At 38.7% G+C, this 13,206-nt stretch carries 11 protein-coding genes; 10 read left to right on the top strand and 1 reads right to left on the bottom strand.

The features are described from left to right. Positions 1-1,441: 1,441 nt before the first annotated feature. The 8 genes from ACVIJU_RS10190 to arsC all read left to right on the top strand — a co-directional run bounded on the left by ACVIJU_RS10190 (position 1,442) and on the right by arsC (position 8,803). Positions 1,442-2,785: an LLM class flavin-dependent oxidoreductase gene (locus ACVIJU_RS10190; protein ID WP_456687541.1), complete on the top strand. Its 1,344-nt coding sequence runs from the start codon at positions 1,442-1,444 to the stop codon at positions 2,783-2,785. A gap of 164 nt (positions 2,786-2,949) precedes the next feature. Next, positions 2,950-4,020 (top strand): acyl-CoA dehydrogenase family protein, encoded by a 1,071-nt coding sequence (locus ACVIJU_RS10195; RefSeq protein WP_456687542.1) that lies wholly within the window; start codon positions 2,950-2,952, stop codon positions 4,018-4,020. A 38-nt stretch (positions 4,021-4,058) separates the two neighbouring features. Then, complete coding sequence (locus tag ACVIJU_RS10200) at positions 4,059-4,934, top strand: MetQ/NlpA family ABC transporter substrate-binding protein (protein ID WP_130157718.1); 876 nt, start codon at positions 4,059-4,061, stop codon at positions 4,932-4,934. A gap of 15 nt (positions 4,935-4,949) precedes the next feature. Next, positions 4,950-5,708, top strand: a complete 759-nt coding sequence (locus tag ACVIJU_RS10205) for a methionine ABC transporter ATP-binding protein (RefSeq protein ID WP_063388322.1) — start codon at positions 4,950-4,952, stop codon at positions 5,706-5,708. Continuing rightward, positions 5,701-6,363: a methionine ABC transporter permease gene (locus ACVIJU_RS10210; protein WP_063388321.1), complete on the top strand. Its 663-nt coding sequence runs from the start codon at positions 5,701-5,703 to the stop codon at positions 6,361-6,363. Before ACVIJU_RS10205 ends, ACVIJU_RS10210 begins: the two co-directional genes overlap by 8 nt. A gap of 556 nt (positions 6,364-6,919) precedes the next feature. Continuing rightward, positions 6,920-7,267 carry an ArsR/SmtB family transcription factor gene (locus ACVIJU_RS10215; protein WP_456687543.1) on the top strand — a complete coding sequence of 116 codons (348 nt, stop codon included), beginning with the start codon at positions 6,920-6,922 and terminating at the stop codon, positions 7,265-7,267. 31 nt (positions 7,268-7,298) lie between these two features. After that, complete coding sequence (arsB, locus tag ACVIJU_RS10220; RefSeq protein WP_456687544.1) at positions 7,299-8,360, top strand: ACR3 family arsenite efflux transporter; 1,062 nt, start codon at positions 7,299-7,301, stop codon at positions 8,358-8,360. 20 nt (positions 8,361-8,380) lie between these two features. Further along, on the top strand, positions 8,381-8,803 hold the full coding sequence (arsC, locus tag ACVIJU_RS10225) for an arsenate reductase (thioredoxin) (protein ID WP_094245837.1): 423 nt from the start codon (positions 8,381-8,383) through the stop codon (positions 8,801-8,803). A gap of 471 nt (positions 8,804-9,274) precedes the next feature. On the opposite strand, the gene pdxR is transcribed toward arsC, so the two are convergent. Next, positions 9,275-10,726, bottom strand: coding sequence for a MocR-like pyridoxine biosynthesis transcription factor PdxR (gene pdxR, locus ACVIJU_RS10230; RefSeq protein ID WP_456687545.1), 1,452 nt, complete (start codon positions 10,724-10,726; stop codon positions 9,275-9,277). 138 nt (positions 10,727-10,864) lie between these two features. Between pdxR and ACVIJU_RS10235 the strand changes: the two genes are divergently transcribed. Together ACVIJU_RS10235 and ACVIJU_RS10240 are read left to right on the top strand one after the other, a co-directional pair. Continuing rightward, a complete protein-coding gene (locus ACVIJU_RS10235) occupies positions 10,865-11,491 on the top strand; it encodes a LysE/ArgO family amino acid transporter (RefSeq protein WP_456687546.1) in 627 nt (208 codons plus the stop codon). Between the two features lie 171 nt (positions 11,492-11,662). Continuing rightward, positions 11,663-12,805 (top strand): aminotransferase class V-fold PLP-dependent enzyme, encoded by a 1,143-nt coding sequence (locus ACVIJU_RS10240; protein ID WP_456687547.1) that lies wholly within the window; start codon positions 11,663-11,665, stop codon positions 12,803-12,805. Positions 12,806-13,206 lie beyond the last annotated feature (401 nt).

Raw genomic sequence — 13,206 nt, forward strand, 5'->3', positions numbered from 1 at the left:
GACTGCTTGATTATTAACTACATGAAATGTTTATTATCCTTTGCAAGAAAGGAAATCATGTTGCAAACGATACAGATGATGAAACAACCGGAGAAGCAAAAGTGGTATTGTTAATTATTTTTCTCTCAAGCGCCCAGTTTACGAACTATATGATAACTTAAATTTTAAGTCAATTGAATATCTAGACATGTCGAGCATGAGGAATTTCAAAGAGACATCAAGAAAAGATAAAATAGTTTGAAGCGCATTTGAAAAAGCTTTGTGAAACTATATTATGTGAGGGGGATAATCGAGGAAGAAAAAATAAAAATCCAACTTGACACATATGTTTAATTTATTTAATATATTTACTAAAGATTTTTCGAAATATATAAATAGTTTCCTTTATTTCAAAAATAAACATGCCGACTGGATTACTAGAGGCTCTCAATTCAATGAAAATATTCATTTGAGTTGAGAGTCTCTTTTCGTTTTTCCGATGCTTGGTGCTCTAGACATGATCTATGGAGCATATACTGTTGATTCGCAAATTAAATTACATATTTGAAATAAATCGTTCCGACCACAAAATGAGTTTGACTATATTGGTGGCTTAATCCCAACGGGAAATCAAGTGAAGATGCGAGGATTTTTGCCTTTAATTATGGAAAAACTGAAATTTCTTGTTACAGTTCGGCCGGGGCTTGATCTTCTACCATAGCTGCAAGAATGGTAGTGACGATTGACCGTTTCGCAACAGCAGATGGTTGAATAGGACGAGAGCCCGCAGCTTAGCGGGGATGGTTTATTTCTTGATCAAAACGCACGATTTAAGCTAACGGATGATTTTTCAATAATGTTATCGAAATATTTTGCCTGATCATAAAGTTCACCAGTGTGTTGAAGAAGAAGTCGTCCAATTAATGGCTGTCCTAACTCTTTAGCCAACGCTTATTTCGGTGGATCAGGTATGGCTGCTATAAATGTGGCATCTGAACATGAATATTTACTTAACGTAGGGAAAGCCGCCTTGATTGCAGCTAAAAGCAAAAGCTGTCTGAAAAAATGAGATTTACAATTCGATGTACCCATTATCTTAGAGAGCAAAGCAACTGAATGGTATGGAGACAGTTGAGTTAATTCGGCATGTTGAGGAAAAAAACATCACAAATTTTTTTCGCATGGATTCATAAGGAGAGTTGTATGAGCGAACTCCATAAAAAAGAGTGCAAATCAGCCTTACTTACGGGCGGGTAGGTCTTGAACAAGGAGGTGCTGAAAAATTCCGGGTGATAATATCAAAATCTTTTTTCTTTTCAAAATAGTACAGAAATTACTTAATACAATATTCACGCTTTACCGAATAAAGAACTTCCTTGTTATCGGTACAGGTGGTCATGGCAATAAAAATTTTGGCCAGAACGCAATATGATTGGAATGAATTGTAGGGAGGAAACAGCTCATGAAAAAGAAGAAAATGCATTTGCTTCAATATATGATGCCGCCTGTAACTCATCACAGCAGCGCGACATGGAAGCATCCGCGGAATATGACGATGACGAATGCTTTTCAATGGAATCGTCCAGAGATTTGGCAAGAGATTGCCCAAATCGCCGAAAGAGGCAAACTTGATGCAGTATTTTTTGCCGATACGGAAGGCATCTATTCCGAGTATGAGAACAGCTACAAAAGTGCCGTGCGCTATGCCTCGCAAGTGCCTTGTTATGAACCGTCAGTTTTAATGGCATTTATGGGTGCAGTAACAAAGCATATTGGCCTGACCATGACGTTTTCGGTGGCAGGTTATCCACCATACATTTTAGCACGCAAACTGGCCACCTTGGATCACCTGTCACGTGGACGTGTCGGCTGGAATGTTGTCACTGCTTTTCATAAGAATGCATCTGAAAACCTTGGGTTGAGTGTTGAACAGTATCATTTATCCCACGATCAGCGCTATGATCGGCTGGAAGAGTATATGGAGGTTTGCTACAAATTATGGGACAGCTGGGAGCCGGATGCAATCGTTATGGATGCAGAAAATAACATATTTGCCGATCCAGAAAAAGTGCATCCGATCAATCACGAAGGAAAATGGTTCAAGTGCAAAGGCCCATTGAATATCGATCGTTCCCCGCAAGGGCGCCCGGTTATCCTTCAGGCTGGACAATCATCACGCGGAATCCAATTTGCCGCTAAACATGCCGAACTTATTTTTACTCTTCAGCCTGATCGCGAAGCAATGAAGGTTTATTACAATCGTTTGAAAGAAGGAGCAGTGAAAGCTGGGCGCGATCCGGATGATGTCAGAGTCTGTTTTGGATTGCAAGTATTTGTTGGAGAAACAGAGGAAATTGCCCGTGCGAAAGCTGCACTTCACAATTCTCTCGTTCCTGCTGAAGCAGGGGTAACGATCTTGTCCGGTCACTTGGGCTACGATTTATCCAAACACGGACTGGACGAATTAATTGCTGATTTAAAAGTGCCTGGTATTCAAGGAATGATTGACGCTTATAAACATAGTAGCTCTAAAAATATAACCATTCGTGAGGCTGGGATGTTACATGGTCGCGGAGTCATGACTCCACAGTTAGTTGGTTCGCCAGAGCAAGTAGCCAATTGGATGGAAGTGACAATGAAGGAAGTAGGAGGAGACGGCTTTCTGTTAAGTCCAGCTTATTTGCCCGGCTCACTGGAAGAGTTTATTGAGTTGGTGGTGCCAATTTTACAAAAACGCGGTTTGGCAAGGACAGAATATGTTGAAAACGGAACATTAAGGGATAATCTGAAGGCCCTGAACGCCTAAAAACTTGAGCAAATGCTGTAGTTTTCACCTTTCCTCGAGAAAAAGTGAGGATGGGCTGGAAAAACCATCATTTATATAGGGAGGATGAAAGCTTATGTCAAGAATTATTTCTGAAAATGAAAATCCTATCACGTTAACACTCGGTCAAGTACGTGAAAAAATTCGTGAATATCCGTCCCAATGCAGATCGTATTGATAGAAGCAAAGAATTTCCAAGTGAAAATATCGCCGTTCTTGCAAAAGAGGGGTTTAACAGTATTTTACTGCCAGAAAAATTAGAGGGATTGGGATTGAACTATTCTGCCTTTGCAATTGTTGTTCAGGAAATAGCGAAGGCATGTCCCTCCACTGCACTTATTTACACTATGCATGTAGAGGCAGCCCGCACGATATACTCTCATGGAAATGAAGATCAATGGGAACGGTGGTTGAAACCGATTCGCAGTGGAAAGTTTGGTACAACTTCAACCAGCGAAGGAGCAACAGGAGGACATTACTGGTACAACATAAGTGAAGCTGTAAGAACGGATGACGGGTACATTATTAATGCTCAAAAATCTTTCACCACGAGCAGTGGATTTGCGGATTTTTATGTATTCCAAACAAAAACACCAAATGCTAAATCACCAGATGACATTACTTATTTTATTGTGGACGGTCATCAAGAAGGGATAGAAGCTGGAGAATGGGCAGCGCTGGGAGTGCGTGGAAATCACAGCTCTTCGCTTACCCTTCGTAATGTTTTTGTAGATAAAAAGGATCGTTTAGGTGAAGAAGGTGAGGGAAAAGAAATTGTTCAAAACGGTATCGCTTACCTGATTGGTCTAGGGGCAACATGGACAGGAACCGCTATCGGGATTTTGGATGAAACACTTGCATATGCTAAGCGGAAAGTTCATCAGGATGTCAATAAGGCATTAAGCGATTATCAAGTTATTCGCAGCCAGCTAGCAAAAGCGAAAATTTTAAAGGACAGCCTGCAAGCCTGGCAGAAGGATTTAGCTTCTCAATTGGATGAATGGTTAGAAAGTGGAGAAAAATACGCTCCAGAAGAGCTGAAAAATTCTTTACTTGAATTCAAAGTCCTAGCTTCCGATGCAGCCAATGAGATTGCACAAATAGGACTTGATATCAGCGGCGGATTCGGTTACCGTGAAGGAACTTTGGAAAGATTATATCGAGATGCCCGAGCAGGCATCGCCATGGGACCATCAATCATATCGCGCGAGAAATGATCGGGAAAAATTTGTTGGATTAGGGATAAACTAAAAAGATGCATCATCCAGAAAAAATAAAAGAAATAACAATAATAAATGATTTTGGGGGAGAAGACAAAATGAAAAGACTTTCTTATTTGTTTTACATAATTTGCTTAATGGTACTAATAAGCGGTTGTGGAAAAGCTACTAATGCCAGTGAAGATAAAGATACATTAGTAATAGCAACGAATCCTTCGTTTAATGGTTTTCCAGAAATACTTGAATTTATAAAACCTAAGTTGAAAGAGGAAGGTATAGATTTAAAAATTGAATATGTAAATGACATTATTCAGCCTAATGAGCTCGTTCATGACAAAAGTGTTGATGCGAACGCTTTTCAACATATTCCTTATATGGAAGCTTACAACAAGCAGCATGGAACTAATTTAGTTGCAGCGATTAAAGTACTTGCTTGGCCTTCCGGACTTTATTCAAAGCGTTATAAAGACATAAAAGACGTTCCTGACGGGGCAACCATCAGTATACCGCAGGATCCTTCCAATAACGGAAGAGCGCTTGATTTCTTAGCAAAACATGGATTCATTAAATTGAAAGAAGGGGTAGGATTACAAGCAACTAAAAAAGATATCATTGAAAACAAAAGAAATTTCAAAATTATCGAATTAGATCAAGGAATGTCAGCAAAATCTCTTGATGATGTAGATTTAGCTTTTATTTTAGGAGGATATCAAACAGCAGTTGGTCTTCACTTAAAAGATGCGCTGCTTGCGGAAGACTCTAGCTCTGAATTTATAGGCGTTATCACGACTAGACCAGACAACCAAAATGACGAAAAAATCCAAAAATTAAAAAAGGTTTTGCATACACCGGAGGTTAAAAAATTCATTGAGGAAACATTCCATGGGGACATAATCCCAGTATTTGAATAATGGGGGCTGTCACAAATGATACATTTAAAAAATATAAAGAAAACTTATCAAATTAAAAAAGATGAGAAATTGGAAGCAATTAAATCCGTATCATTAAAAGTGGAAAAAGGGGATATCTATGGGATTATCGGATTTAGCGGAGCAGGAAAGTCAACTCTGCTTCGTACAATCAATCTCCTTGAAAAGCCTGATGAAGGGGAGGTTCTTATTGAAGGAAGAAATATAATGGCTTTAAAGAAGAAAGAGCTGCGGCATATGAGACAATCGATTTCCATGATATTTCAACATTTTAACTTGATTCATAATAAAACGGTTTATGACAATGTATCTTTTCCATTAGAAATTGCCGGAATACCATCCGTTAAACGTAAAAGTATAATAGAAGAATGTCTTTCCATAGTTCAATTAGAAGATAAAGCAAATCAATACCCCTCTAATTTAAGCGGGGGACAAAAACAAAGAGTTGCCATCGCAAGAGCTTTGGCAACGAACCCGAAAATTTTGTTATGTGATGAGCCTACATCAGCTTTAGATCCACAAACAACGGATAATATTCTATCCTTTTTAAAGAAAATTAATCAAGAGCTAAATATAACGATGGTTATTGTTACACATGAAATGGATGTAGTGAGAAAAATTTGCAATAAAGTAGCCGTAATGGAAAAAGGAAGTATTTTAGAGGAATTTTCGTTATCAGACAATCAATATAATCCTAAGTCTGATATTGCTAAATTAATATTTAATAAGGACAAAAGGATGATCCTAAATGTTTGAAAACATCATTCAACAAATTCCTGATATAATAGAAGCCACTAAGCAAACAGCCATTATGGTAGGTATTTCAGTAACAGCTGGCATACTATTTGGAATTCCTTTAGGAACGATTCTGTTTTTAACAAGAAAAGGGCAATTATTAGAACAGCCGCATATTTTCAATATTTTAAATTCATTAGTGAATTTAATTAACGCATTTCCATTATTAATTTTAATCGTAGCTGTCATTCCGTTTACTCGGCTGTTGGTAGGAACATCCGTTGGAACGGTTCCTGCCTCTGTACCGCTTTCGATCGCTATTATTCCTTATTTCGCCAGACTAATAGAACAATCTTTAGTGGAAGTAAATAAAGGGGTCATCGAAGCAGCTATTTCAATGGGAGCTAATATATTTCAAATTATATGGAAAGTAATGTTTGTTGAAGCGAGAGCAGGAATGGTAGTCAGCTTATCTAATATTATTATTCTTTTAATATCTTATTCTACCATAGCGGGTGTTGTTGGCGCAGGCGGTCTCGGAGATTTTGCCGTTCGAAATGGCTATTATCGTTATCAACCGGATATTATGCTTGCTACAGTTGTTATCATGATCATTTTAGTTTCCATTATTCAAATTAGCGGCAGCCGTTTAGCCAGTTTTTTGGATAAACGATAAGCTAAACGGGGTCATTTATTGCGGGATTTTTGAACATAGTGTCTTAACAAAATGATGATTCGTTTCAAAGCATTGCTTGAATCGAGATCTTCTATAAAGTTTTAGTAAAATCCAGTCTCGCATAAGAAAATGCGATTAACAATTGTTCCCCCTCTTTTAATTTTATATAGATGAAGGAAGCTGTTGACATGGGTTATTGTTCAACAGCTTCTTGTTTTAAACATAGTATTGGCTTCTTAAAAAAGTAGGGAATTTTAACGTTTTATTTTTTTCCTCATAATCAATTGTGTAAGTTATTTGCACTGATTTTAAAAATTTCTTTCATACTTTCGGGTCAATTATAAAGATTATGTTAAAAATCGTATTTTCCGTTGATTTATATAAGTATATTGTTATATGTTTATTGAAGATAAGGAAATGATAATACTAAACAGTATTCATGTCGTGGATATGAAAAGACATTTTTTAGTGTGCGATGAACCATAAAGTATCGTCTTTTTTTGATTGATATATAAGTAAATATTTATATAACTATATATGTATAGGGGTGTTCCAAATGCAAAAAGCGGTGGTGGAAATAGAAAAAGCAGCACACGTTTTAAAGCTACTCGGTGATAAAACACGTTTAACGATTATGGCCATTTTAAAGAAACGCGAGTGTTGCGTCTGTGAGCTTCTAGAAGTATTTGATATGAGTCAGCCGGCTATTAGTCAGCATTTACGCAAGTTAAAAGATGCAGGATTAGTAAAAGAAGATAGAAGGGGGCAATGGATTTATTATTCTCTCAATCCAGAAAATGAGTTATATGATTTCATTCAAGAAATTCTGCAGCACATTCCAGATCAAACAGAGAATATTCGTAAGATTGAGGAAACCAACCCTACACTCCGTTGTGGTTGTTAACCTATTAATTTTAATTTAATTGGGAGGGAAAATGAAAAATACGGGGAAAAAACGTCTATCGTTCCTGGATCGATACTTATCGCTATGGATTTTCCTTGCTATGGCAGCAGGAATTGGCTTAGGATTCGTCTTTCCGGGTTTTGTAGATGCAATAAACAGTTTACAGGTAGGAACGACATCGATTCCAATTGCCATTGGTTTAATTTTCATGATGTATCCTCCGTTGGCAAAAGTTCGCTACGAGGAGATGGGACGCGTCTTTAAAGACATAAAAGTATTGGTTTTGTCCCTTGTACAAAATTGGATTATTGGACCAATATTGATGTTTGTATTGGCGATTGTATTTTTGCCGGATAAGCCGGAATACATGGTCGGACTCATCCTAATCGGTCTGGCACGTTGTATTGCGATGGTGATCGTCTGGAATGATTTAGCGAAAGGAGACAGAGAGTACGCAGCTGGACTTGTGGCGTTTAACTCTGTATTCCAAGTGCTATTTTACTCTGTTTATGCGTATGTGTTTGTAACAATCATTCCAGAATGGTTAGGACTAGAAGGTGCTGTCGTTCATATTACAATGATGGAAGTCGCCAAGTCGGTGTTCATTTACTTAGGAATTCCGTTTCTTGGCGGAATGGTGACGCGCTTTTTGTTGGTAAAAGCAAAGGGCAGACAATGGTATGAAAAAGTGTTCATTCCAAAAATCAGCCCGATTACATTGATTTCTTTATTGTTTACGATTATCGTCATGTTCTCTTTAAAAGGAGACGCTATCGTAAGTTTGCCGTTGGATGTAGTGAGTGTCGCCATTCCATTGTTCATTTACTTTGTATTGATGTTTTTCGTTTCCTTCTTCATGGGGAAGAAATTTGGAGCGAGCTACCCTGTCACCACCACACTTGCCTTTACAGCCGGCAGCAATAACTTTGAGTTAGCGATTGCTGTAGCTGTTGGCGTGTTTGGGATCCATTCTGGTGCAGCATTTGCAGCTGTCATTGGACCACTTGTGGAAGTGCCTGTCATGATTGCATTGGTCAACGTAGCATTATGGTTTCAGCGAAAATACTTTAAAACCGAATCAGTATCATACTAACAACAGAGGTGCAATAAAACATGAAAAACAAAAAGATCATTTACTTCTTATGCACTGGCAACTCTTGCCGCAGCCAAATGGCAGAAGGATGGGCAAAAAAATATCTTGGCGACGAGTGGGAAGTGTACAGCGCCGGTATCGAAGCTCACGGATTAAATCCAAACGCGGTAAAAGTCATGAAAGAAGTAGGAATTGATATTTCGAACCAAACATCGGATATCATTGATCCGGAAATTTTAAATAAAGCGGATTTGGTCGTAACATTATGCGGTCACGCCGCAGACCATTGCCCGGTAACACCTCCGCACGTGAAACGCGTACATTGGGGATTCGATGATCCTGCGAAGGCAGAGGGGACAGAAGAAGAAAAATGGGCTGTTTTCATGCGTGTTCGCGATGAGATTGGTGAAAGAATTAAACGTTTTGCTGAGACTGGTGAATAACTTCCTTCAGTCCCTCCATATCAATAACAAAAAGAGCCTGGAGAACTTTCTCGGGCTCTTCGTGTTTTTTAGGAGAAGAATTAGACAATTAACGAAAAAGTCATATAGCATTGGCTGTTGCAAGACAATATCAACATTAAGATTAATAGATCTGCTGCAATGGGGCAGATTTTAGGGGGGAAAAATAGATATTTAATTTAGGTAAAAGCTTTAAGGGATTTATAGTACGATTTGAGGCTTCAATTATTACATTTTTTGAAACACCGCCCGATTTCTAACATTATTTTTATTTTGGTTATATGTAGTTTAAGTGGGGCTTGAAAGAATAAAATCGAGAAAGCTTCCGATGCAAGCATCGATTCACAATCGCCTGAATGTGGGACCTATTCAAGTTTCGATATTGGCTGTTTTATACGAAATGTTGATGTATGCGATGGATTCAACTCCCGCTATGGAACGCACGTTAAAGAGTTAGGTGATTAGCTGCCGGATGACTTTCGAAAGGCGGAACATTCCTTTCTCCAAGTCAGCTAAAGAAGCGTAGGAATAAGAAAGGCGAAGGTACTGGGCTGCATGCTTATCATAGACATTTCCTGGATTTAATAGAAGTCCATGCTCTAATGCTTTTTCAAAAAGTTTCCGTATGGAGATTGAAGGCAATATGCGCAGCCATATATAAAAACCGCCTCTAGGAACAGTCCAGGTCGCAATATCGGAAAAATACCTCTGTAATGAATCAATCATGATCTCTCTGCGAACCTTCAATTCTTTTCTGACCTCTTCCAAATGTTGATGATAGAGCCCGCTTGCTAGCCATTCCGCAACAGCCCATTGAGACAAGGAACTGGATCCGTAATCGGTTTGCATTTTAATATCCGCCAATCGCTCAATAACAGGCTTCGGTCCGACTATCCAGCCGATTCTCAGACCGGGACTCAATGTTTTCGACATGCTCCCAAGATATAAAACAAGCCCATTTTTATCGATGGCTTTCAATGGTGGGGGAGGCGGTGAATCGAGCCAGAGTTCCCGGTATACGTCATCTTCAATAATCGGTAGCCGCTCCTTTTCACATACATCAATCAATTTTCTCCGTCTTTCTTCGGACATCAAAATTCCTGTTGGATTATGAAAGGACGGAATTGTATAAAGCAATGAAGCATTTTGCCGCTTTTTTTGTTCCGAAATCTTATTTGCTTGAATTCCATGCTCATCTAAAGGAAGTCCAAATAATCGCATATCGGCAGATTGAAATACATGCAGGGAATACAGGTACGATGGTTTTTCCAGAAAGATCGTAGCACCTCGCCGCAATAGACCTATTGATATCAATTGCAATGCCTGCAGAGCTCCTGACACAATCAAAATGGAAGAAGGGGAAGCTTCAATCCCGATGGTTTTCAAATATCTACTGAGCTGTTCCCTGAGAAAAAGCAGCCCTTTTGGTTCCTCGTAGCCAAGTGAATCAATGTGCCCCGTCAGCTTTTCAAATACTTGTTTCATCATCTCACGTGGAAATAAATCTGGAGAAAGCTCTCCTGTTCCTAGCCGGATGATATTTGAATCAAACTCTGCTTTATTGATTTCCTGTATCGTAGGCAAATTAGGATAATAACTCCCCGCTTGCACATAGGAATTCCAGTCTGGGGGAGGGGTAGAGGTCATCAAAGACCACGAATTGTTAATAATCTTGGTACCGCTCCCTCTTTTTCCTTCCAGCAATCCATCAGCAATCAATTCTTCCATAGCCGCCACGATCGTACTGCGGTTCACTCCGAATGCTTGGGCCAATGTGCGTTGAGGAGGGATTTTTGTCCCTAAAGTCCATTCTCCTGTTTCAATCTTTTCTTTAATATATTCTTTGATCTGGATATAAAGGGGAACTGGAGTCGATTTGTCTGGCTTCCAATCTAATTCATTCATGAAAAAATACTCTCCCTTTACAATCATATGAGTCGATTATACAACTTGGTTGGTATTGAATCCATCCAATTGGTTGGAGACAATAATCGATTTCCGAGTAAAATTGTATTCATATGCAATGCAATAGGAGGGATTGGAATGGCGGAAGCCTTTATTCACGGACTTATTCTTGCATTTGGACTTATTCTTCCTCTTGGCGTCCAAAACGTTTTTATATTTCATCAAGGAGCTCTTCAGAAACACTTCATTCATGCGCTCCCAGCCGTTTTAACTGCTTCACTATGTGATACACTTTTAATCATCCTTGCTGTTTTCGGAGTATCTATTATGGTCTTGGGTTCTTTTTTGATCACAACGATTATTCTGTGCTTAGGGATTTTATTTTTGTTATATATGGGGTGGAGCACTTGGAAAAGTACCTCTTCTACTGATAAAGAGAATAACGAAAAAACAGCCAAGGAAACTTTTACACCATTCAAACAAGTTGTGTTTTCAGCATCGGTCTCGCTGCTCAATCCACATGCGATCATGGATACGATTGGCGTGATCGGAACGAGTTCACTTCAATACAATGGAAGGGAAAAAGCAGCTTTTGCACTTGCCTGTATTCTAGTTTCCTGGGTCTGGTTTGCGGGGCTGGCTTTGGCAGGACGTAGAATAGGGGATCTAGATCAATCTGGACGTTTGATGAGTGCTTTCAACAAAATTTCCGCGCTCGTCATGTGGGGAGCAGCGATTTATATTGGATTCACACTGGCAAAATAAAAACAGGAGTTTGCAGTAGAGGTTTCATTACTCCAAATAGTAAACTCTTGTAAGTCTATGAAACAGGATAATAAACTAAAAGAAAAAATCCAATTGCTGATTACTATAATAATCGGGAGACCAATAACCAGGAGAAAATTTTTTTTGCGGAGTTGAAAGGAGGAGATAGGATTGAAACACCCGTATGCTCATTATCGTTCTTTATTTCCTGTTTTAGCATCGAAAATCCATCTGGCGAGCTGTTCGCAAGGAGCCATTTCAAAAACTGTTTCCGAATCGATTGAAGCGTATATGAATAGTTTGCTAACGGCGGGGGTTAATTGGAATCAAGCAATAAAAGTAGTTGAACAGGCAAAATACAGTTTTGCAAAATTAATCGGTGCTGAACCTAATGAAATTGCTGTATTATGCTCGGTCTCTGACATTTTTTCTGCTATCGCCTCTTCACTTTCTTTTGAAAAAGGGAAAAATATCATTGTGACGACAGATATGGACTTTCCAACCGCCGGTCATGTATGGCTCGCTCAGGAGAAATTTGGAGCAAAGGTCAGATTTATTCCTTCTCAACAAGGAGTCATTCCTTTAGAATATTATGAACGTTATGTAACGTCTGACACACTTGTCACATCCATTTCCCATGTCTGTTATTACAACGGTTTTAAACAAGATCTCAAAGCGATTGCAGACATTGTTCATCGTAAAGGTTCACTTCTTTTTGTTGATGCATATCAATCTGCTGGACAGGTGCCTATTGATGTAAAGAAAATGGATATTGACATATTGGCAGCAGGAACAAGGAAATACATGTTAGGTATTCCGGGAATATCCTTCCTATACATAAAAGCTGAATTGGCAGAGAAATGGAAGCCGCGTGTCACAGGATGGTTTGGTCAGGAGGATCATTCGAAATTCAATTTTCATCAAATTATACCAGCAGCTGGAACACGTCGTTTTGAGACTGGAACGCCTTCTTTTATAAGCGCTTATGCAGCAGCTGCCGCTATTCGTTTACTTCTTGAAATAGGAGTGGAGAATATATCTTCTTATTTAAACCTATTAGCTCAATTCGCATTAGATTATGGACAAGAAAAAGGATTACACACTGTTACTCCTTTATCGGCTCACAAAAGAGGCGGCATAACTGCTTTTTATGTAAAAAATGCTGGGCAAATAGAATCGATCTTGAAAGAGAGAAATATCATTGTTTCTGCTAGAAACGACGTCATCCGAATCGCTCCTCATTTTTACAATACGCAGGATGATATTCGGCAAGCAATTGACGAGCTAGCAACTGTTTTAACAGCGAATAAATAAGCAGCACAGGTCTAGGTACTGAAAGACTCGAAACTTTTGCATGGTTCCAATAACAATATATGAGTGGTTTAAAGCGGACAAAAGATTTGTGTGAATAGTCTATTTTTAACTCTGTAGTGCAAAATTCAGCTAGTTTCATAACTAATGTCTTAACAGTTTTTTTCGGCTCCATTCAACGATCTGATGGAGCTTCGAACATTAGAAGAGGCAACATACGAAGGTTTCATGACATCATTGCATTTAGGGGTTAAGCAAAAAATAACAGGTAATGAACGATAAGCAAAACAGGCGCGAAATGTTTATATATTTTTGGTAAAATCCTCTTGAAATATTCAGAAAATTCTTTTAAAATAAGTGTAAACTTCATCCTATCTACCTTTTACAGGTGAAGGTAATGAAGA

Source organism: Aeribacillus sp. SP014 (genome assembly GCF_054055575.1).